General features: G+C 34.2%; 23 protein-coding genes. 6 read left to right on the top strand and 17 right to left on the bottom strand.

Annotated features, from left to right (window positions below):
• Positions 1–5: 5 nt before the first annotated feature.
• The 5 genes from hemW to gpr form a co-directional block, all read right to left on the bottom strand.
• Positions 6–1,163 (bottom strand): radical SAM family heme chaperone HemW, encoded by a 1,158-nt coding sequence (gene hemW, locus ACFQ3N_RS09040; protein WP_390361599.1) that lies wholly within the window; start codon positions 1,161–1,163, stop codon positions 6–8.
• A gap of 90 nt (positions 1,164–1,253) precedes the next feature.
• Positions 1,254–3,062 (bottom strand): translation elongation factor 4, encoded by a 1,809-nt coding sequence (gene lepA, locus ACFQ3N_RS09045; RefSeq protein ID WP_390361601.1) that lies wholly within the window; start codon positions 3,060–3,062, stop codon positions 1,254–1,256.
• Positions 3,063–3,424: 362 nt separating this feature from the next.
• Positions 3,425–3,748 (bottom strand): hypothetical protein, encoded by a 324-nt coding sequence (locus ACFQ3N_RS09050; RefSeq protein ID WP_390361603.1) that lies wholly within the window; start codon positions 3,746–3,748, stop codon positions 3,425–3,427.
• A gap of 2 nt (positions 3,749–3,750) precedes the next feature.
• On the bottom strand, positions 3,751–4,941 hold the full coding sequence (gene spoIIP, locus ACFQ3N_RS09055; RefSeq protein ID WP_390361605.1) for a stage II sporulation protein P: 1,191 nt from the start codon (positions 4,939–4,941) through the stop codon (positions 3,751–3,753).
• Positions 4,942–5,049: 108 nt separating this feature from the next.
• Positions 5,050–6,150 (bottom strand): GPR endopeptidase, encoded by a 1,101-nt coding sequence (gene gpr / locus ACFQ3N_RS09060; RefSeq protein WP_390361607.1) that lies wholly within the window; start codon positions 6,148–6,150, stop codon positions 5,050–5,052.
• A gap of 183 nt (positions 6,151–6,333) precedes the next feature.
• Here gpr and rpsT point away from each other — a divergent pair, with 183 nt between their 5' ends.
• On the top strand, positions 6,334–6,597 hold the full coding sequence (gene rpsT, locus ACFQ3N_RS09065) for a 30S ribosomal protein S20 (RefSeq protein WP_390361609.1): 264 nt from the start codon (positions 6,334–6,336) through the stop codon (positions 6,595–6,597).
• Between the two features lie 46 nt (positions 6,598–6,643).
• Here rpsT and holA read toward each other — a convergent pair whose 3' ends face one another.
• Positions 6,644–7,669, bottom strand: coding sequence for a DNA polymerase III subunit delta (gene holA / locus ACFQ3N_RS09070; RefSeq protein WP_390361611.1), 1,026 nt, complete (start codon positions 7,667–7,669; stop codon positions 6,644–6,646).
• A gap of 314 nt (positions 7,670–7,983) precedes the next feature.
• Between holA and ACFQ3N_RS09075 the strand changes: the two genes are divergently transcribed.
• On the top strand, positions 7,984–8,118 hold the full coding sequence (locus ACFQ3N_RS09075) for a YqzM family protein (RefSeq protein WP_390361613.1): 135 nt from the start codon (positions 7,984–7,986) through the stop codon (positions 8,116–8,118).
• Positions 8,119–8,234: 116 nt separating this feature from the next.
• Here the strand turns inward: ACFQ3N_RS09075 and ACFQ3N_RS09080 are convergent, their stop codons facing one another.
• From ACFQ3N_RS09080 to ACFQ3N_RS09130, 11 genes are all read right to left on the bottom strand, one after another.
• Entirely contained in the window at positions 8,235–10,508 is a 2,274-nt protein-coding gene (locus ACFQ3N_RS09080) for a DNA internalization-related competence protein ComEC/Rec2 (RefSeq protein ID WP_390361615.1), read from the bottom strand.
• 10 nt (positions 10,509–10,518) lie between these two features.
• Positions 10,519–11,082, bottom strand: coding sequence for a ComE operon protein 2 (locus tag ACFQ3N_RS09085; protein WP_390361617.1), 564 nt, complete (start codon positions 11,080–11,082; stop codon positions 10,519–10,521).
• 65 nt (positions 11,083–11,147) lie between these two features.
• The gene (locus ACFQ3N_RS09090) at positions 11,148–11,729 is read right to left on the bottom strand and encodes a helix-hairpin-helix domain-containing protein (protein ID WP_390361619.1); all 582 of its coding nucleotides are present in this window, start codon (positions 11,727–11,729) and stop codon (positions 11,148–11,150) included.
• A gap of 857 nt (positions 11,730–12,586) precedes the next feature.
• Positions 12,587–13,342, bottom strand: a complete 756-nt coding sequence (locus ACFQ3N_RS09095; protein WP_390361621.1) for a class I SAM-dependent DNA methyltransferase — start codon at positions 13,340–13,342, stop codon at positions 12,587–12,589.
• 3 nt (positions 13,343–13,345) lie between these two features.
• A complete protein-coding gene (rsfS, locus tag ACFQ3N_RS09100; protein WP_390361623.1) occupies positions 13,346–13,702 on the bottom strand; it encodes a ribosome silencing factor in 357 nt (118 codons plus the stop codon).
• A 3-nt stretch (positions 13,703–13,705) separates the two neighbouring features.
• A complete protein-coding gene (gene yqeK / locus ACFQ3N_RS09105; protein WP_390361625.1) occupies positions 13,706–14,278 on the bottom strand; it encodes a bis(5'-nucleosyl)-tetraphosphatase (symmetrical) YqeK in 573 nt (190 codons plus the stop codon).
• Positions 14,265–14,834 (bottom strand): nicotinate-nucleotide adenylyltransferase, encoded by a 570-nt coding sequence (locus ACFQ3N_RS09110; RefSeq protein WP_390361627.1) that lies wholly within the window; start codon positions 14,832–14,834, stop codon positions 14,265–14,267. The genes yqeK and ACFQ3N_RS09110 overlap by 14 nt, the downstream gene beginning before the upstream one ends.
• Before the next feature lie 11 nt (positions 14,835–14,845).
• A complete protein-coding gene (gene yhbY / locus ACFQ3N_RS09115) occupies positions 14,846–15,136 on the bottom strand; it encodes a ribosome assembly RNA-binding protein YhbY (RefSeq protein WP_390361629.1) in 291 nt (96 codons plus the stop codon).
• 1 nt (position 15,137) lies between these two features.
• On the bottom strand, positions 15,138–15,983 hold the full coding sequence (aroE, locus tag ACFQ3N_RS09120; protein WP_390361631.1) for a shikimate dehydrogenase: 846 nt from the start codon (positions 15,981–15,983) through the stop codon (positions 15,138–15,140).
• Between the two features lie 11 nt (positions 15,984–15,994).
• A complete protein-coding gene (gene yqeH, locus ACFQ3N_RS09125; protein ID WP_390361633.1) occupies positions 15,995–17,095 on the bottom strand; it encodes a ribosome biogenesis GTPase YqeH in 1,101 nt (366 codons plus the stop codon).
• Positions 17,096–17,097: 2 nt separating this feature from the next.
• Positions 17,098–17,613 carry a YqeG family HAD IIIA-type phosphatase gene (locus ACFQ3N_RS09130; RefSeq protein ID WP_390361635.1) on the bottom strand — a complete coding sequence of 172 codons (516 nt, stop codon included), beginning with the start codon at positions 17,611–17,613 and terminating at the stop codon, positions 17,098–17,100.
• A gap of 440 nt (positions 17,614–18,053) precedes the next feature.
• On the opposite strand from ACFQ3N_RS09130, the gene sda reads away from it, so the two are divergent.
• The 4 genes from sda (at position 18,054) to ACFQ3N_RS09150 (ending at position 22,708) form a co-directional block, all read left to right on the top strand.
• Positions 18,054–18,194, top strand: coding sequence for a sporulation histidine kinase inhibitor Sda (sda, locus tag ACFQ3N_RS09135; RefSeq protein WP_390361637.1), 141 nt, complete (start codon positions 18,054–18,056; stop codon positions 18,192–18,194).
• A gap of 364 nt (positions 18,195–18,558) precedes the next feature.
• On the top strand, positions 18,559–20,895 hold the full coding sequence (locus ACFQ3N_RS09140) for a Na+/H+ antiporter subunit A (protein ID WP_390361639.1): 2,337 nt from the start codon (positions 18,559–18,561) through the stop codon (positions 20,893–20,895).
• Complete coding sequence (locus ACFQ3N_RS09145; RefSeq protein ID WP_390361641.1) at positions 20,896–21,234, top strand: Na(+)/H(+) antiporter subunit C; 339 nt, start codon at positions 20,896–20,898, stop codon at positions 21,232–21,234.
• Positions 21,227–22,708, top strand: a complete 1,482-nt coding sequence (locus tag ACFQ3N_RS09150) for a Na+/H+ antiporter subunit D (RefSeq protein WP_390361643.1) — start codon at positions 21,227–21,229, stop codon at positions 22,706–22,708. Before ACFQ3N_RS09145 ends, ACFQ3N_RS09150 begins: the two co-directional genes overlap by 8 nt.
• The last annotated feature ends 1 nt before the right edge of the window (position 22,709 follow it).

Raw genomic sequence — 22,709 nt, forward strand, 5'->3', positions numbered from 1 at the left:
TTTTGTCAACGAACATGTTTCAAATCTTGTTCATCTAATAAAAATTGTTCAAACACTTCATTGCCAAACAGTACTCCTTGCTCTGTTAATCTAATATGATCATGCTTTTCTTCCAACCATCCTTTTCGGACTAGATTAGCAACCGTTTGCTTATACAGATCACCATAAGAAAACCCGAATTTATTCCTGAAAGAGGATTTACTGACGCCTTGCATTTTTCGTAACCCTAAAAAGAATTCTTCTTCTATATTTTCTCGTAAATTAATTTCTTCTGTATTTAATATTGGCATGCCATTCTCCATAGCTTTTTTAATGTAAGCAGGTAATGGCCGTATATTACCAGTACGTTTACCTGGTAAATAACCGTGAGCACCAGCTCCAAATCCATAATAATAATCGTTATTCCAATACGTTAAATTATGTTTGCTTTCAAAACCAGGTTTACTAAAATTACTTATTTCATATTGGTTAACTCCGTTTGAATGCATTGTATCTTTTAAAATCGTATACATTTCCACTTCTGTTTCCTGTGGTGGACGATGCAATTTGCCTTTTTTGTGCCGCTGATAAAATACTGTTTTTGGTTCTATTTGCAATGCATATGTTGAGTAATGAGGTAGATCAAACGTCACTGCTTCTTGCAACGATTTTTCAAACTGCTCTACGGTTTGATTCGGCAATGCATAGATCAAATCAATGCTTATGTTCGAAAATCCGTGTTGTGTTAATAAATCGATGGTATCGTATACGTCTTTAACTTTGTGCAGACGACCGATCTCTTCTAGCATTTGATCGTTGAATACTTGTACACCCAGAGAAATACGATTAACTCCAACGTTTTTTAACAGTTTGATTTTTTCCTGATCAAAATCACCTGGATTAGCTTCGATAGTGAATTCTTTACAATTTGCAACATCAAATTTTGTATGGATAACCTTCATTAGTGAATATAGCTGTTCGTAAGTTAAAGCGGTAGGAGTTCCGCCGCCAATAAAAATAGTATCAACTTTAGTTTTTGTTGCTTTCACATTTATATTTATTTCATTCGAAAGTGCTTCAATATATTCTGTCGCCAACTTTTCATTGTAAAAAAACTTCGTAAAGTCACAGTAATGACATATTTGCTGACAAAAAGGTATATGAATATAAACTGAGTTTATCATCTTGATTTTCTCTCCTGTATTAGAAAAGAAAAGGGATAAACTTTTGTCGCACTGTATGCATAAAAGTTTTCCCTCTCCTAACATAAATTATTAATCATCATCCATTTGTAAGACTGCCATAAACGCTTCCTGTGGCACTTCAACTGATCCAACCATCTTCATACGTTTTTTTCCTTCTTTTTGCTTCTCTAAGAGTTTACGTTTACGGGATATATCTCCCCCATAACATTTAGATAAGACATTTTTCCGCATTGCTTTAATGGTAGACCGCGCCACAATCTTGTTTCCTATTGCTGCTTGGACTGGTACTTCAAACTGTTGTCGTGGAATTAGATTCTTAAGTTTGTCAACAATTTGTTTCCCACGCTCATAAGCAAAATCGCGGTGAACAATAAACGATAATGCATCAATTGTTTCTGCATTAAGTAGTATTTCCATTTTCACAAGGTTGGAAGGGTAATAACCAATCAAATCATAATCAAAAGAAGCATATCCTTTTGTTTGGGATTTCAACTGATCAAAAAAGTCATACACTATTTCAGATAATGGAATATGATAAACAACATTCACTCGGATATCATCCAAGTACTCCATATCCTTAAATTGCCCTCGTTTTTTTTGTGCGATTTCCATAACAGCCCCAACAAAATCATTAGGAACCATGATGGTTGCTTTTACAAATGGTTCTCTAACTTCCTTGATTATTTGCGGATCCGGCATAAAGGATGGGTTATCCACTTCAATTGTTTCATTGTTTGTTTGTTCCACTTCATAAATAACACTTGGTGCTGTAGTAATCAATTCAATATTAAATTCACGTTCGATTCTTTCTTGAATAATTTCCATGTGTAATAAACCTAGAAAACCACAACGGAAACCGAATCCTAATGCTTGTGAAGTTTCTGCCTCATATTGCAAGGATGAATCATTCAGCTCTAAACGCTCTAGTGCTTCTCGTAAATCATTATACTTGTTAGCATCAATAGGAAATAGACCACAAAAGACCATTGGATTCAAACGTTTATAACCAGGTAATGCAGTTTCAGCCTTATTTTTAGCAAGCGTGATCGTGTCACCAACTTGTGAGTCACCTACATTTTTTATTGATGCAGTTAAAAACCCTACATCCCCAACAGATAATTCCTTTTTACTGACTGGTTTTGGTGTAAATACACCCACATCATTCACTTCAAATTCCTTACCTGTTGCCATCATGCTAATTTTATCTCCGACTTTCACGGAACCTTCTTTTATACATACGTAGGCAATAACCCCACGATAAGAATCATACAATGAATCAAAGATCAGTGCTTTTAATGGTTCTTCTGGTTCACCGGATGGTGCTGGTATGTCACTAACTATTCGTTCAAGAATTTCTTCTATACCAATATTATCTTTTGCAGATGCTAAAATAACATCATCCTTATCTATGCCAATAACATCTTCTAGTTCTTTTGCTACTCTTTGGGGATCAGCATTTGGTAGGTCTATTTTATTTATTACAGGTATAATTTCAAGATCATTATCTAACGCTAAATAAACATTTGCAAGCGTTTGTGCTTCTATTCCTTGTGCAGCATCAACCACTAAAACTGCTCCTTCGCATGCAGCAAGACTTCTGGATACTTCATATGTAAAGTCGACATGACCAGGTGTGTCGATTAAATGAAATGTATAATCTTCTCCACTTTTACTTTCATAATTCAGTTGAACTGCATTTAATTTTATCGTAATACCACGTTCACGTTCTAGGTCCATCGCATCCAAAAATTGTTCTTTCATTTCGCGTTTGGTTAACGCTTTTGTATTTTCTAATATTCGATCAGCCAGCGTCGATTTTCCATGATCAATGTGAGCTATAATCGAAAAGTTTCGTACATTTGACTGTTTTCTCACCATTAGTGATGTTCACTCCTACGTGTCTTTTACCACTCTATAGATAAAAGTGCAAATTTATAAACGTCATTTACTAGGATTGATTATAGCAATAGCTCCTTATACATTCAAGGGCAAAAGATAGGAAGCAATTGTAAGTTCCAACTTCATGATAGAACTAAAAAGGAAACTTGCCCCTTCCTTATGCTCAGCAAATCGATGTTGACTTATCGTAAGAAGGATCAGGAAACCCACTACCAGCCGGATGGAACTGGAAGTAGCAGCTTCTGTAGACACATATAGATAACTTTCACTTTCTTTACCTTTAAATTAATAATGGACCCCTAAATTTAGTTAAAGGCCCATTTACAGATTAATGCTATACATTAAAAGAATAACTGTGCAATTTGATATACAATCTCTACGACTATATCATAAAAACCTTTGACTAAGGTCTCTAAAAAATTGGCCATCTTTTGTGTGAAATGAACCGGCTCTTGAATATTCATAATATTATTGTTGACTTCTGGTTCCAGTACATCTTTATTTGTCACCTTCTCAACACTTTCTAAATCCTGATCCTGGATAGTGGTTTTCACTTCATCTTCTACCACGGTACTTGCAGAATTTTGTCCTTTATCTATTCCTAAAACCATACCCGTTAAGAAAAATACAGCTACCAACAACAATACAATAATAGATCGTACCATATCTACTCCTCCCCAGAATCCGCATTTACTTTCTCTGCGTCCCAATAAAAGTCACTAAATACTTCTGCAAAAGCATCTGCTGTTCGATATAATTCATCCATATTATTTTCCACTCCACCAAACTCCACTACAACAGAGTTTTCAGACAGGTCTTGATTAAATACTCCATTAGTAAGTAAGCCTTCTTTTAATTTAACCCCTCTGCTTAGACCAGGATAACTTTCTTCCATTTGTTCATTAAGTTCTGTTACAAATCGCAAGTTCTTCTCATATGTTGCATACTCACCACCGACAATAAAAAATAATCTAGCATACTTTTCTCCGTTTATTTCTTTCGTTGTTTTATTTCGAGGTACACTATCACGATGAATATCAAACACATATTGTATAGCGTCATTATTAGAAAAGGCTTCTTGCACTACTTCACGAGATGCATCATACGCTTGACCATAACTCAAACCCTTATCACCTAAGTCACCAATGATATCCGTATTATCAACTTGTGAACCTATCCCATAGGTTTCTAATTGTTGAGAAAGTCGCTTACTAACCATCGTTACATTTACTTCTGGATGTTGTGCTAAATCAGGATCACTTTCATCTGGTAAATGTGGTAAAAATGACTCTCGATTATGGGTATTATAGATGTATACTACATCTCTATCTCCAGTTGTTGGAGTATCATTAGGTCGGTCATTACTTTCATCTATTTCATCCTCATCGAAATGTTCTTCTATTTCGGCTTCACGGTCTTTTAACACTTCATCTATTGGTGGAGACGATTCAATAGAAAAATTTATATAATCTGTCCCTTCACCAGCTACGATAATTCGATCAAATGTTGAAAAACCTGGTATTTCCCGTCCTAGCAAACTTCTTGTATCATTTGGTTTCATACTAGTAACCATTTGAAAAAGAGTGCTGGATAGCTTAGGTAATGTTTTATCTTCTGGATACGCTTGTTGAAACGCCCTGTTTTCCATCCCTAACAGATATAAAAAGGTGGAACTATCAATTTCACTAGTCCAATCTGATATGTTATGTGAAGTAAATCGATATGCAGGTTGTATCGTTGTCAATAAACCAATACCAACAAATAAAACAATTACAGAAACTATATAGATAAAACTTTTTTTATACAATGGATTTAATGATCGTTTTTTTGTATTGGGAAGTCTATCTTTTAGTTTCATTGTTCCACCCTTTCAGAAGTTATTTCTACGTTAGTAAAATCTATGATATAACTTCAGAAAGTAGAACTGATTCTTTCCATATTCATTTTTTGATAGAGATTTGTTAGATTATCTTGTATAAGAAGCTAAATTTTCAACGTTTACTGTTTCGTGCAATGCTGCGTTAACGCCTGAAGCAATAACATTTGCCATGTCTATCATAAACCCGTCTACTTCTTTGGGTGTTACCATTAAATTATGACCTATTGGGGTTAATACTTCTTTGATCAGTTTTCTTTTCTCATCCTCTGAAAGATTTCCTACAATACCCATAAATGTTTCACGTTTTTCTTCATTAGGTAAATCCTCTTCTGTGAATTCCTTACTACCAAACGAAAAACTGGCGGGTGCTAATGCCTTGGATGGTCTATCTTTTTCACTCCACTCTCTACCAAAATGTTTTAATATAAAATCTATCGTATCACTAGTAATTGTTACAGCATCAACTACTGTTGGTACTCCTATAGCAATAACAGGAATACCCAACGTTTCCTTGCTTAATTCTTTACGTTTATTACCTACTCCAGACCCAGGATGAATGCCGGAGTCCGATAACTGTATGGTTTCATTTACGCGCTCAATTGACCTGGAAGCAAGTGCATCAATAGCAATAACAAAGTCAGGATCAAATTTCTCGATGATCCCAAAAATAATATCACTTGTTTCGATCCCCGTTACCCCCATAACTCCGGGTGTAACAGAAGCAACTGGACGATAACCTTCTGCAACACTTTCATGCTCCATTTGGAATAAATGACTTGTTACGAGAATTTTTTCAGCTGTCATGGGACCTAGCGCATCAGGTGTTACATTCCAATTACCCAGACCTACTATTAATCCTGTTGCATCATTTGGAATCTTGTTCTTCTTTACTAACTCTTCTAATTCTCGTGCTAATATTTTAGCGGCATCCTCTTGTCTTTTTGTGTCCTGTCTCTTAACTCCATCTGCGTATATGGTAACGTATGAACCAGGTTTTTTATCTAATAGATCTGCACCTTCAGATGTAATATCTACATAGGATATTTTTATGTTATTTTCTTCCCGTTCCTTTATAGTTACACCTTTAATTCGATCTTCTTCTCTCTTTTCATCTTTTTCAACATACATATCTTTTGCCTCAACAGCTAAATCCGTTCGTACTTGATAATTAAAGTCTTCATTCTTCATTGCACTGAACTCCCTTTCAAAGTATAATTAGTAAGAAATCTTTACTACTTAGACTTCACTAATGAAGTGAAAATCATACAATATCCAGTACTGTGTAACAAAGCTATTGAAAAGGGCGCATTCCTTTGGTAGAATATCCTTTGTCCAGAATTATTGTAACCGTGTTATTTAGGAGGTGAAATTATGGCTAATATTAAATCAGCAGTAAAGCGTATTGATGTAAATAATAAAAAACGTGCTCTTAATCAATCATATAAATCTGATATGCGTTCTCAAATCAAACGTGTAGAAAAATTAGTAGAAGCAAAAGACGTGGATAGTGCAAAATCTGCGTTACAAACTACAACTAAAAAAATTGATAAAGCTGTACAAAAAGGTGTTATCCACCAAAATACTGGAAACCGCCAAAAAGCTCGTCTTTCTAAAAAAGTAAAAGAGCTAGCTTAAGTTATTGAATTACACAGAAAACGATCCCTATTAAAGGATCGTTTTTTTAGTTTACATAGATTATTTCGTATAATAACAATTCAAATGCCAGCCCTTTCTCCATCTTTCCTTGCTTCATATTGGAATCTGCTGTAGTTAATTTATCGATTATACGTTGCAGATTATCAACCGTAAATTTCTTTTCCCGGTTTAAAGCAATTTTTATGACATATGGATGAACTGACAATTGCTTTTGCATTTGGGATTGGCTATACCCCTTTTGTTTTAAGAGCTTCACACGCAGAATGGTACGAAATTGAAATGCCAGTAATGCAATAAGCGCAATCGGTTCCTCTTTCATTTTTTCTAAATCTTTATATATGGAAATTGCTTTATGTAAATTTTGGTCAATTACAGCATCTACTAACTGTAATGAAGAGGAATTTGCTGAATGTGAAATCAGTTTTTCTGCAATTCCTTTCGTAACAACCCCACCCTCACCAACATATAACGAAAGCTTTATTAACTCATTCTGTAACAGATGAAGATCTGTTGAAAATTCAGCTTCAAGTATTTCATAAACGTCATCTTGAATAGAAATCTTTAATTGAGATGTTAAATTATTCATCCATTTTGATAATTCATATTCTTTTATCGGGCTGCAAACTGCTACAACTCCATTTTTTTTGAATAGTTTACTTACTTTCTTCCGCTCATCAATTTTCTCATAATCCCCCACAAACAATATTACGGAATAATCAACTGGATGAGCTATGTATTGCTGTAATAATTCCAAATCATGTTCAAAAGGCAGCTTATCTGGTTTCGCTTTTAGAAAAGTTGGGTTATTTGCGATGATAAGTTTCTTCTCCCCAAAGAAGGGATAAGTCTCTGCATCTGCAATTACTTCTTGAATAGGTGTTTCTTCCAAATCAAACACAGAAAGATTTTCCATATCTTCTTTTTTTGGTAATAGTTGTTTTGTAATTTGTTTCTTTAGGTTTTGTATAAAAAATGATTCTGTTCCATATATTAAATACACTGGTGATATTTGCTTTTTTTTGACTTTTTGCAATACCTCCATATATGACATGCTATTCACTCCAATTTTTACGATATATTTAATCGTAAAACCTAACATAAGTAATAGCAAGTATTATTTAAAGAAGAAGAGGGGAATAAATGAGCTATTCCCCTCTTGGATCTATATAAACGCTTGAAATTCAGCCCTAGGAAACTGTACTTCAAACGATATTTGTTTAGTTATAGATTGACCAATCATTCCAAAAGTATAGATGTTAACTCTTACTAAAAATGGAGATGAATAATTTTTGCTTATTTTCACTTTCGTAAGTGGATTTTTTCATACAAATAATTTATACTATAGGTTGAATAGGAGGGGTAGATGTGAACGAGTTTGAAAAAGAAGTACAATCTAAAAATAATGATGTAGTTGATTCCATTAAAGGTTTTGGTTTCTCATTTCTGTTCTTTGTCCTAATTTTTACTATTGGTGTTATCATTAGTGTAGTTGCTTCCTAGGCTACACCATTAAGTACTTAGAATTTTTATGACAATCCAAACATAGTTTTAATGTATATGAAAGAGACTGGATTTTGTCAGTCTCTTTTTTAATTTTTCATCTAGTAATAGTTAGCTTATGGAAGGTATTTAAAAAATGTTCCTTCTTCTTTTTTAAAATAAAATTGAACTGCACCATCGACATCCGTTCGGAGGATTGACACATTTTCATTCTTCAGTGTATCAATAACCTCTGATGTCGGGTGTCCGTACCTGTTAGTTCTTCCTACCGATAATAATGCATATGCTGGTTTAATTTTCTCCACGAACGATTTCGTTGTGGATGTATTGCTTCCATGATGTGCAACTTTAAGTACATCAATCGAAATACTTGGATAGTTTTTGATTAAATCCTCTTCTACACCTTTACCGATATCACCGGTGAACAACCACTTTTTCCCACCTAATTCAGTATACAGAACGAGTGAATTGTTGTTGGACGTTAACTTATTTACTTTTGGTGATAAAACATAAAATGCCTGATCGCCTATTGTTAAAGTATCGTTTGCACTCAGGTAGTTTATTTTTGTTTTATTTGTTTGAAATTGGTCTTGAACAATATAATATTCATTGAACATGACATTTTCCACCCGCATTTCTTCCATGATGAAAGGAAGACTTCCTATATGATCACCATCATCATGTGAAACAAAAATGGCATCTATTTTGCTAATTCCATTAGCATATAAATATGGCTTAATAATTTGTTTATACACTTTGTCCGATGGAACTTGATCATTAAAAGAAAATGTTGAGCCAGCATCGATCATAATTACCGCTCTGCGATACGGCAATTCAATAATGAATGAATCACCTTGACCAATATCTAACATGGTAACTGTTCCAACTGGAGATAAATACGGTTTTATTGCCATACCTATTATTAAAATAATTAGTAAGAATCCCTGTGCAAATGCATGTTTTAATTGGCCAACTTGGATATGTTTCATAAATAAAAAAAATAAACTATAGTATATTAAAGTCGCCATGATTGGTATCGTTCCAATAATCCAAGGATAATACAGAAAACCATCAATAAACGTTAGTACAGAAATTACCAAGTCATGGATACGGACAAAAATAGCGTCCATGACTTTTGTTATTATCTCAATTGGAGAAGCCATTAACATGACAAACATAAACGGGATAACAAATAATGAAAAATATGGTATAACTATTAAATTTAGTAAAATGGATAAAGGGTTAAAGGTATAGAAATAGGAAAGTTGCAACGGTAAAATGATCATTTGAGAAAGAAAGCTTACTTGTAAAATACTAAAAAACGAAGAAGTGTTTACGGATAACCAATGTTTGGAAAGGATAATTCCAAATGTAACCAGAAAGGAAAGTTGAAATCCAATATGATAAATAATGTATTTATCCATCAAAATTAGCAGTATAAATACAATACTCAACACGTCCGTGATACTAAAATGAACTTTTATCTTATTAAAAATAAGAAAGAGAAAAACCATTATACTTGCCCGCCATACAGAAGGTTCCCCACCAGCTAGGAATGTATAAAACGGCAGAAAAGTCAACATAATCCATTGTGCTTTCTCTTTCGTTATCAAATTTAATTTGATGAGCACAAAATAAATAAGTGCCACTATCAAACCAACATGCAATCCAGAAATGGCCAAAATATGTGACAAATTCCATCGCTGAAACAATTCGACTGTACTATCCTCCAAATAGGAATCATCGCCTAATACTAACGCATTTAACCAGGCAGCCGAGGTCTCACTCATGTTGTTATTAATAAATGATACTAACTGAGTACGGACTGTATAAATTCGATCAAACCTAGATGAACCTGTACATTTTATAGCTTCCAGTGAATCTAATACTATCTGGAAAGTTATCTCACGTGATAATAAGTAATTTCGGTAATTAAATTGACCAGGATTAGTACTACTTTCAGGAATTTCAAGATCTCCATAGATCGTACAAGTTGCACCATATTTTAATTGATTGACTTGATTGGAAGGTTCTTTTTTTGAAGGATGATTTCTGAAGAAAATGACGAGGTATTTTTGTGAGGTAAGTGTATCTTGAAGTACAAAGTCGTATTTTTCTGGAGTTTGAGTTATAGAACTTACAATTTCTCCATTTATCGGTGATTCTTCTTGTTTCACTGCATATTCTAAATCTTCAAGTTCAGGTAAATAGTGTAAACAGAAAAAAAAGGCAGATAAGGAAAATAAAATCGGTATCTTCCTTATCGAGTTAAAAAGATATAACAATAACAACCAAATAACAAACCCTATTAGAAACCATTTACTATCAAAATAAACAGTTAAAATACTAAACGTAATAGCAATTGTTGGTAAGTGCCAATATCCTTTCATATCCTCACCTTTAACGTTCGAACAAATTTTCAGCTTGTACTTTTAAAGAATTTAGTTGATCTTCATCCTCAGATGACGACTCTAGTTCATCTAATAAGGTCTTTACATATTCCGCTTTTTGTTGATACTTTGTATCAACAGCTAAATACGTTAATTCCACTTTCTTCATGTTAACGCCAGCTTCTTTAAATAAATCAATTGCATATGGGTGGTTCCGATAATCTACTGCATAATATACCGTTTTTATACCACTTTGAATAATTTGTTTGCAGCATTGTAAACAGGGAAAGTGAGTAACATACATCTCAGCGTTCTCGGTTGGAACTCCAAATTTTGCACATTGTAATAATGCGTTAGCTTCAGCATGCACAGTTCGCACACAATGCCCATCAATCACGTAACAACCTTCATCAGTACAATGTACACTTCCAGACACACTTCCATTATACCCACCAGCAATGATCCGCTTATCTCTAACAATAGTTGCACCGACCATTAACCTTGTACATGTACTTCTTAGTGCTAGTAAATTACTTTGTGCCATATAATATTGATCCCAAGAAATCCTGTCCATATTCCAAACCCCTTTTTCTATATTTTAGTTAAGTTTACAACTGGTATTTTATACTCGTCAATAACCTATGGAATTTGTATATCATCTTTTAAATTCTCTAGCGTCTTTTCACCTATACCGGAGATGTTAAGTAAATCTTCAACAGTTTGAAAATAACCTTCCTCATCACGATATTGAATAATAGCTTGTGCTTTTGATGGTCCTATTCCATTTAATTTTTCAATTTCTTCCTGTGTTGCATAATTTAATCTAAGTTTCGATGAAGGTTGAACTTGTGTTGAAGGCGAGATTTCCCCTCTTTTAGGAATAAAAATAATCATTTCATCATGTACTTTTTGTGCAAGGTTTACCATTGTTTGATCCGCATCTTTTAAAAAACCACCCGCTAATTGAATGACATCATTCACCCTGGAGTCCATATTGATTTCATATACTCCAGGAGAGAGTACTTCCCCTTTAACATCTATAACAACATATGAAGGGCTATTCTCGTCCGTAACGAGTGAATTATTTTCGAGGTCTATTGGAATAACATTAGCTTCGGAGACATTTTCTTCTATTTTTTCATTACCATTGAAAAAGAAAAAGATAAAAACAGCTGCAATAACTACAATAAAAAATAAGCTTTTTTTGAGTAGTTCAACCATGTGGGTCACATCCTTAAGAAGGAGGATAATAGTACGAGGCAAATGCATAGAGAAATGAATACAAGATTATATATTCGACACAAATCACTAAAATCCTTTAAATAATATGACTATTTTCGTAAAGATTGTGGTTTTTCAGGGAATAGATATAAACTGCGACGTAACTTGAGCTAATGGTGGGTGCTATTATTCGCTCTGGAAATACACTTCGCTTTTCGCGGGCGGCTGGTGAGCTTCTTCATGCTGACGCATTTCAGAATCTCACCTATGCCTATCCTCCCGCAGAAGTCTTCGTGTATTTCCACCGCTGGAATAGCGTCCACAATAATACAACAACTGATCATTTCGTTTTTATAGCATGAACTACCACTTTTATGATGGTTGATTGGAGCCGATGGCGGTCGACTCTTTGAAAATACAAACCAATTTTCTTTGTGCGATGTAACGCTACCAGAGCTTTCCTTGTCCTTTGGGAAAAGCAAGTTTTAAGATACGAAACTTTAATTTTGAATGATTTTTCCTAAAATTAATTAGAACATCACTACCAGCGAAGGCAGAACACGGAGACTCCTCGAAAATACAAACCGATTTTCTTCGTGCGATGTAACGCTGTCGAAGCATTCCTTGTCCTGTGGGAACAGCACGTGTCCGAAGACCCCGGAAGAAGCGTTTTTTGCTTCTGAGGAGGGCTGAGGCCGTGCCCACGGAAAGCGAAGTGTTCTGCCGTAGCGGTGATACAGCACTCGATACCGAGAAAGCAAATCCACAAAAAAGTTACGTCGCAGTCTACATCAACTATGAAGATGAAAAAGCAACAACGCATACGAAAACAGCCTAAGAAATAAAGATCAGGAAAATTATTTTCCTGATCTTTTTTCTGCTACAATAAATATCCTTTCAGCATGTTTACTGAGATTTTGTTTTTCCATTGAGAAATCAGCAGATATATTACTGATCTCAAACCCCGATTGAATTAGTAATTCTTGATACTTTTCAATTGGAAACGTTTGTTGATGATGATATTCATCAAATCGATTGTACTGATTGCCATCCTTCACAAAGAAAGTTAAATCATGATACATCTCCCCAGGTATATCACCTTCTAAGCAAAACCAGATATATGAAATATCTTCTGAAACATCTCCAAAGGTATGATTCACAAAGTTGTTCTCGACATGGTACATCGAATGAACATCAAATATAAATAACCCCCCAGGATTTAATATGTCCGAAACTTTTTCGAATACAACATTCAATTCTTTCTCTGTAGTTATATAATTCATAACATCACAATAACTAACTGCTAAATCTACATCCTTAATACCTTCCAATTCACGCAGATCCTGATGAATCCATTGTACAGAAAGACTTTGATCGCTTGAACGTTGCTCCGCATAGCTCAACATATCAATAGAGTAATCAACACCAGTCATTTGATACCCCTTTGCTGCAAGTCGCGTCGTTATTTGGCCAGTGCCACAGCCCAGGTCAGCTATTTTGGAAACCTTCTTTCCAGTTTGTCTAATCATTTCCTCTGTAAACTCTAACCACTTGTTATATGGAGCTTCCATCATTAGTTGATCATATAGATAAGCCATTTGTTGATATGCCATTTTCTATCCTTCTTGACCAACACTTAATGGTAGTCTAGCAGCATCGCCCCATAAACGCTCTAAATTGTAATAACCACGTTCTTCCTTATGAAATATATGGCATACAATATCACCGATATCAACTAACACCCAACGTGCTTGCTCAAAGCCCTCTAAACGCTTGATCGAAATATCATTTTCTTCCATTCTTTCTTTAACCGATCGAGCAATCGCTTGTACTTGCCGTTCATTACTTCCATGACAAATCAGAAAATAATCTGCAACTAAAGACACATCCTTCATATCTAACGCAATTATATCTTCAGCTCTTTTATCATCACAGGCTTCTGCAGCAATATTCACAATGTCTTTCACATCCATTAATTAATTCCCTCCATTTATACGATTGATTAAATCATTGTACGTGTAAAAAGTGTCAGGATAAACACTTGCATTTTTATTCATTAGATGTTGAATCGTATTCCGTGACGCCATCAAACAAGCATGTATTAAATCATCCTGTGCTATTTCTCTTACTTCATCCACTCCTGGAAAGGTTCTGCCCGGTTCCATATAGTCTGCTATAAAAATAATCATATCAAGCTTACTCATATTTGCTTTTCCAGTGGTATGGTATCTGATTGCACTTTGTATAAGACGGTCTGTAATTCCATATTCCTGTTCAATCAACAAAGCTCCTACTGGGCCATGCCATAATTCATGATGATAATGAAGTAAATCTTTAGGTAAGCTACTCTTTATAATTCTTCTTCTTAATTCTTCTTTTGGTCTGTATTTAGCATAATCATGGAAAATTGCTGCTAGTTCAACTTTTTCTTTCGACTCATTATATTTACCTGCTAATTCTTCTGCTGTAGTTGCAACTCGTAACGTATGATCAAATCTTTCTTTTGTTAAATGAGGCTTAACTAATAAAATCGCTTCATCTTTGTTCATACAATTGCTTCTCCTTAATATAAGCTTCAACGCTCTGAGGTATTAAATATTTAACGGATTGATTATTTCTTAACCTTTCTCGTAAAACTGTAGATGAGATTTCTATACTTGGGATCTCCACCTGCTTAACGGGAAAATCTGTTTCCAGTCGATAACCTGGACGTTCTACTCCGACAAATGTAACCATTTGGACTAAATCACTAATGTTTTGCCACCGTGGTAGAAATTCCACCATATCTGCACCAATGATAAAATAAAATTCAATGCCTGGATGTTTTTCTCTTAACAACTTCATTGTATCGAATGTGTACGATTTCCCTAAACGATCCATCTCAATCGAATTAACATTAAAGGCTGAGTTATTTTCAATAGCTACTTGTAACATGGCAAAGCGTTCATTTGCAACGATGGTAGCTTTATCCTTGTGTGGTGGTTCGTTGGATGGGATGAACCATACTTCATCAAGAGATAGTGCAATACGTACTTCCTCTGCTATTATTAAATGTCCAATATGTGGAGGATCAAATGTTCCACCTAAAATACCCACACGCATCATGACAAACCCCTTTATGGTAATTCAATATGCTTATTTTCTTCTGACTCTTTATATAATATGATGTTATTGCCAATTATTTGAACAATTTCTGCTTCTGTTCCTTCAACCAGTTGTTCTGCTACAGTATTTTTATCTTCTAAACAATTTTGCAATATACTAACCTTTATTAATTCACGCTTTTCGAGTGCCTCATTAATTTGTTCAACCATATTTAGATTCACACCTGTTTTTCCAACTTGAAAAATAGGTTTCAATTGATTTGCTTCTGACCGTAGAAAGCGTTTTTGTTTCCCTGTTAACATATTATCTTCCTTCCAATATTAATTGTAATTCATCATCCATATGATCTATTGAAACTAAACTATTTGTCCATATTTCAAATGCATATTGTGCCTGGTACAAAAGCATTGTATGTCCATAGTGAATAAATGCCCCGTTCACCTCTGCTTGATTTAAGAATTTTGTTCTTATAGGTTGATACACTATATCACTAACGATGCTTGTTTCTTTGACATGATCTAAAGATAAAACAACACTATTTTGTTTCGGTTTCATTCCCACAGATGTAGTTTGGATGACTATATCATATCCAGGAATCGACTTTTGTGCTTCCTCTAAGTTTAAAACGTTGGTTTTTGTAGACGTTATACCCAACTTAGCAATTTCATACGCATTGACTGCTGTGCGATTAGCTATATCAATTTGGCGGAAACCATTCTGGGCTAAGGCATCGTATATACCTCTAGCAGCTCCACCTGCTCCCACTATCAATATCCTGTTATTTTTAGATGAACAAGCTTCAGGGAATTTATGTTCTAAAGATCTTACATATCCTACGCCGTCCGTGTTATAGCCTTTCCACTTTCCATTTTGATAAACAACTGTATTAACTGCCCCGATTCTGTTTGCGGCTGGGTCCAATTCATCCAAGTATGGGATGATTTTTTGTTTATATGGAACTGTTACATTAAAACCATTTACCTGTCTTTTTTTTAATACCTCTATTTTTTCTGTAAAAGAATCATTTGAATTGATCTCCCATATAGAATACGAACCATTTAGATTAGCCTTCTTCAGAAAACGCTCATGAATCCATGGTGATAACGAGTGTTTAATAGGAAAACCAATTAGTCCTAGTGTATATTTCATGTTAAACCTCCTTAAAGAAAGGACTTTCTTAGTGTAACAGAAACTCCTGTTGGACTATGAGCTACTACAGTTACATTCCCATCAGGTATACTAACCCATCCAAGTCCAGGAAAAACAACATCCATTCTTTCATCCATAATTTTGAATGTGTTTTCCGTTAGTTCTGGTAGTACGTTAAGTGTTTGTGCATCAGGAGGTGTTAACATCTCTCCCTTGTGATTTTCATATAATTCATCCGCTTTTTCAAGCTTTGTTCGATGAATTGGCAGTTGATTGGAAAAATAGCAGACAAATGACTGCTTATCTCCTTTCACAACATCCAACCTAGCAAGCCCACCAAAAAAGAGTGTCTGTTTGCTGTTTAATTGATATGTTTTAGGTTTAACCTCTTTACTAGGAGTAATCAACTTCAAATCATGCTCAGAAACATAATGAGCCATTTGCTGTTTATTTACGATCCCCGGGGTATCAATTAGTGCTGTATTATCGTCCAATGGTATCTCTATAAACCCCAGCGTAGTACCAGGGAAGTAAGAGGTTGTAATAACATCCTTGACTCCGGTTGATTGGTTAATTAACCTATTTATAAATGTAGACTTTCCTACATTTGTAGTACCAACTACATATACATCTTTATGATTTCGATATTTTTCTATATCTTCCATTAGTTCCTGCATACCGTGGCCCTTTACCGATGAAATAAGATAGACTCCTTTTACCTTTATACCAAGGTCTTTTGCCGATGCTCGTAGCCAGTGTTCTAATTTTCGTCTGTTCGTTGATTTTGGTAATAAATCCGTTTTGTTTCCTACTAATACTATCGGATTATCACCAGTAATACGAGGAAGACTCTTTATCAAGGATCCATTAACATCAAAAATATCAATCACATGAACTACTAGTCCATTTGCATCCCTAATACTACTAACCATCTGTAAAAATTCATTATCCGAAACCGATACATCCTGAATTTCATTATAATGTTTTAAACGAAAACAACGTTGACAAAGCACCGTTTCTTTTTCTAGAGCAGTTTCTGGTGTATAACCAAGTTTATCTTGATCGGACGTTTGGATAAGGACACCACAGCCTTGACAATCTATACTTTCCATCCCTATTCCTCCCAACTAATTTTTCCTTTTTTACGCATGTATGATAAAATTCTTCGCTCTATCTTTCTGTTGATTCTTGTTATCTTACCATCAGTCTGTACAATTGGAACGACAAGTATAGTATGAAACCCTGCAATATTTCCTCCCAAAACATCTGTCAATATTTGATCTCCTATAACTACAATCTCTTCTTTTTTTAATTTCATGTTCTTAGCAACCGTCTTAAAAGCTTGACTCAACGGTTTGCGGGCACTGTATACAAATGGAGTGTCCAACGGTTCAGAGAATATTTTCACGCGCTCTAATTTATTATTAGAAATAATTGTTACTTTAATTCCATGTTCATTCATCAGTTTAAACCATTGTATAATTTCTGGTGTCGCATCCTTTACATCCCAAGCAACCAAAGTGTTATCTAAATCTGTAATAATCCCTTTAATTCCTTTTTGACGTAAAATAGCTGGATGGATGTCAAAAATACTTTTTACATGTTCGTTTGGCAAAAATTTCTTAATCAACAGTCTCACACCTCTTTATGATCTAACACTATACCTATGTTGTTTGTATCTTTTTCTATTATTCGACATAGTCCCATTTATTTTCCGTTATTATATGTAATATCTCCGTATATCTTAATCCTATATTATCTTTCTATATTAATAAAGTAATACTTTATATTAAATTCGCTCGAACATTACGTAGAAAAATGTACTTTTTGTGTCACTTTTGTAAAAAACCGTTCGACAAATTCCATCATTTTTCTCGTTGTGGATAACTTTATTCACATTATCTTAGTTGTTATAACAGTATTTAAACACTAAAAAAACGCTTTATTCACAACTTATCTACAGGCACCTGTAGATAAGTGCCGCCTTGTTCTAACTATTATTTCGTGATAAATTATTAATAACTTATAAACGTATATGTAATAGATCCAATTATTGGGGAGGGCTATGTTGTGGAACATTTATCAGATGAATTACTGATAGAATCCTATTATAAAGCACATGAACTAAAGTTAAGCCCTGATTTTCTTTTGTTAATTGAAAAGGAAATTCACAAAAGAAGTTTAGCACATAGGATTAAATATTCCAGTTAATGAATGTAAACTATTATTAAATAAAACGCTTTTAACCTTTGTCATCTTGATAGGGGTTTTTTATTTTGTATAATTCATTATTATGTTAAGCTATTCCTTGTATAATGTTTCAATAAAAGCCTTTTTAACATGGATTGATACCTATATACTAATTATACAATTATGTTTTTGATCGCTAACTATATAAGTATAATATAGTAATTTACACGAAACATAGAACAACTCATTTCCTGTTTTTCAGCCCAATCGAATGAAGCTTTTTAAGAAACTGTTATTCATACCTTTAAAGTTAATCAACACCCCCCCTGCCACCAAAATTCAACACTTTAAGAGACGTTGCACCTATAAGGAGGAATTCAGATAGATGATTTTTGCAGTTTTATTACCACTTCTAATAGCTTGTTTTATTCCAATGATTAGTAAAATAAAAGATAAAGTACATACAGGTATTTTTGTGTTATTTATACCCCTCTTTATTTTTATTTATTTTATTCAATACATTGGGAGTGACTTTTCCCCAGTTAGACAATCCTATAGCTGGATCCCATCCCTTGGGATTAATCTAAACTTTTACTTAGATGGACTCAGCTTGTTATTTGTCCTTTTAATAAGTGGGATAGGAACACTTGTTGTATTATATTCCGTTTATTATTTACATAAATCAGAACGTTTAGGGCACTTTTATGTATATTTACTAATATTTATGGCAGCAATGCTTGGTGTTGTATTATCTGACAATATATATGTACTATATACTTTTTGGGAATTAACTTCCATTTCTTCCTTTTTATTAATTGGTTACTGGCATTTTAATAAAAAATCGAGATATGGCGCTCTAAAGTCCATGTTAATTACTGTATTTGGTGGTTTAAGTATGTTTGGTGGTTTCATACTTTTATCTGTGATTACAGGTACAACTAGTATTCAGGCGATGATTTCACAAACAGACATCATATTAAATAGTGACTACTTACCGTTAATACTTATCTTAATTCTATTAGGTGCGTTTACTAAATCAGCACAGTTTCCCTTTCACATTTGGTTACCAGATGCAATGGAAGCACCAACACCTGTTAGTGCTTACCTCCATTCAGCAACCATGGTTAAGGCTGGCATATTTTTAGTAGCGAGATTTTCACCTATTTTTTCTTCATATGAATGGTTCTTCATTACTGTTAGTATATTTGGGATTGTAACATTATGCTGGGCTTCCTATATGGCTGTCAGGCAAACAGATTTAAAAGCAATCCTTGCCTATTCCACAATAAGTCAATTGGGTATGATCATGGCTATGTTGGGTTTTGGCACAGAAATTGCTGTTTTTGCAGCCGTTTTTCATATTTTAAATCACGCAACATTTAAAGGGAGCCTATTTATGGTTGCAGGAATTGTTGACCATGAAACAGGCACAAGAGACATAAGAAAACTTGGTGGTTTGTTAACCTTTATGCCAATGTCAGCTACACTTGCTCTTTTTGGAACGTTTTCTATGGCTGGTTTGCCATTACCATTTTTAAATGGATTTTACAGTAAGGAATTGTTTTTCGATGCAACTCTGCATTTAAATGAAGGAGCACTTACCATTACAAGTTTTCTCATTCAAATTATTCCTTATTTAGCTGTATTCGGAAGTATATTTACATTTGTTTATTCCATGTACTTCTTATTTGGAGTGTTCGGTGGGAAAGAACAAATTGAAAAACTACCTAAAAAACCACATGAAGCACCAATTGGAATGCTAATATCACCTATCATCTTAGTTATGGGAGTTATTTTAATCGGACTATTTCCAAACATGGTTAATGGTACATTTATCGCACACGCAGCAGAAGCTGTTAGTGGAATTGAAATAACAAAGGACATTTCCTTTTGGCATGGATTTATGTATCCACCACTTCTTATGTCTCTAGTTGTAGTAGGACTGGGAACAGTACTTGTTACAACTCGTAAAAAATGGACAGGAATATATCAATATGTTCCAGGCAAATTCAGTTTTAACGGCGTATACGATTCCATGCTGAGGAAATTAACTTCTTACTCTGGAAAAATCACGGACACATATATGACGGGTTCTTTACGATTGTATGCCGCGATTATTTTATCAGTAATTCTTATTGTTACCTTCAGTGTGATGATAGCTACGAATGGTTTTTATATTACATTTGATAATTTAGCACCTATAACTATATTAGAACTAGCTGTAGTGCTGATCATGGTTGTAGCAGCAATTGCAACCATATTCGCTAAACAAAAAGTTTCTGCAATTTTAATTTTAGGCGTTGTTGGTTATGGTTTAGCCACTTTATTTGTAGTATATCGTGCACCTGACTTAGCGCTTACGCAATTAGTAATCGAAACAATAACAGTTGCATTATTTTTACTTTGTTTTTATCACTTACCACAACTTCGACCAAGAAATGAAACAAGAGGATTTAAAACAATCAATGCTGTAATTGCTATTAGTTTTGGAGCACTCATGACATTAGTCGGAATAGCTTCTCACAGTAGTAATTGGTTTGATTCTATTTCAGAATACTTTGTTGAGACCTCTTATGAGCTTGGTGGGGGGAAAAATATTGTCAATGTTATTTTAGTGGATATGCGTGGTTTAGATACCTTATTTGAAATTGCTGTGCTTGGAATTGCAGCATTAGCTATTTTCAGCCTCATTAAACTTAAAAAGAATAAGGAGGCGAAATAAATGGAAATTATTACATCTATTCTTGCTGGGCTTTTATTCGCTACTGGGGTCTATAACCTATTGCAAAAACAATTGCTACGAATTGTGATTGGAACAGGTTTACTTTCCCATGGAGCTCATCTGTTTATTTTAACGATGGGAGAACTGAAAAGAGGACAACCGCCAGTCTTAAAAGAGGGTATTACTGAATATAGTGATCCTTTACCACAAGCATTAATACTGACTTCCATTGTTATAAGTTTTGGGGTAACAAGTTTATTATTAGTGTTGGCATATAGAACTGCAAATGAAAATAACACAGATAATATGGAACAATTAAGGGGTACCGAAAATGAGTAATTTAGCCGTTTTACCAATTATATTACCTTTGATATCAGGGATCATTCTTGCGCTTTTTCATAAAAATGTAACGATCTCAAGATTGCTTACAAAATTATTTGCAATTGTAAATTTAGCTGTAGTCTCCTATATCACTTGGATTGTATTTATAAATGGAACAGTCATACTAGAAACTGGTGGTTGGCAAGCACCTTATGGGATTGTACTTGTTGCAGATGAACTTGCTGTATTACTTGTGTTAAGCACGAGCATTATAGCTCTTGCATGTGCGTTTTACGCTCCTCACTCGCTAACATTAAGGCAAGAACATTACTATTTTTATGCATTTTTCTTTTTCTTGATTTCTGGTGTTTCAGGTGCTTTTTTAACAGGAGACTTATTTAACTTATTTGTATTTTTTGAAGTTCTGCTAATGGCATCTTATGCATTGATTGTCTTAGGTGGAGATAAAGTTCAATTACGCGAATCGATTAAGTATGTAATTATAAACCTTTTTTCCTCCATCTTATTTGTAACAGCAATAGCTTTCTTATATGGCGTTGTTGGAACCGTAAATATTGCTCAAATTGGTGAACGTGTACAAGAGGTTGACCAACAGGGTATCCTAACAACTATAGGAATTCTTTTATTCTTTGTATTTGCTACAAAAGGAGCATTATTCCCACTTTATTATTGGATGCCCCAGTCATATATCGTACCTAACCCGGTCGTTTCTGCCTTGTTTGGAGCACTATTAACGAAGGTTGGTATTTACTCTATTCTCCGTGTGTTTTCGGTAATATTTGTACACGAAATTAATTTAACACATGAGTCATTCATTTGGATAGGTGGCTTGTCGATGCTCTTCGGTGTAATCGGGGCACTATCAACTAATAATATCAAATTAATCATAGCCTATAATATCATTCCTGCTGTTGGCTTTTTAATAATGGGTATTGGTGTATTTAATCAAGATGCAATGAGTGGTACGGTTTACTACTTGCTGCATGATATGATCATAAAAGCTGCTCTATTTTTAATTGTTGGTGCAGTAGTGTATGTTGCTGGAACATCTGATTTAAGAAAGATGCATGGATTAATTCATTACTATCCTTTATTAGGTTGGATATTGTTTGTTTCAGCGTTTATTCTAGCTGGTATTCCACCTTTTAGTGGTTTTATTGGAAAATTACTTTTATTAAAAGGAGCTTTGTCCAATAATGAAGTAGTGATCGTTATAATTGCATTGCTGTCCAGCCTGTTAATTTTATATTCTGTTATGAAAATTTTTATACAAGGATTTTGGGGCGAGAAAGATACATCGTTAGAAGTTACAGCTAAATCGACAAAAGGACTTATTGGACCAATAGTATTTCTTTTACTATTTTCTGTTATTTTAGGTGTTGGTGCCGAATTCATTTATCCTTCTATCGATTCGATTTCCACATATATTCTTGATCCTGAAATCTATATTGATTCTGTATTAAAGGAGTAAA

This window comes from Virgibacillus byunsanensis (genome assembly GCF_042675965.1).
In the GTDB taxonomy this organism is placed as follows: Bacteria; Bacillota; Bacilli; order Bacillales; family Amphibacillaceae; genus Virgibacillus_R; species Virgibacillus_R byunsanensis.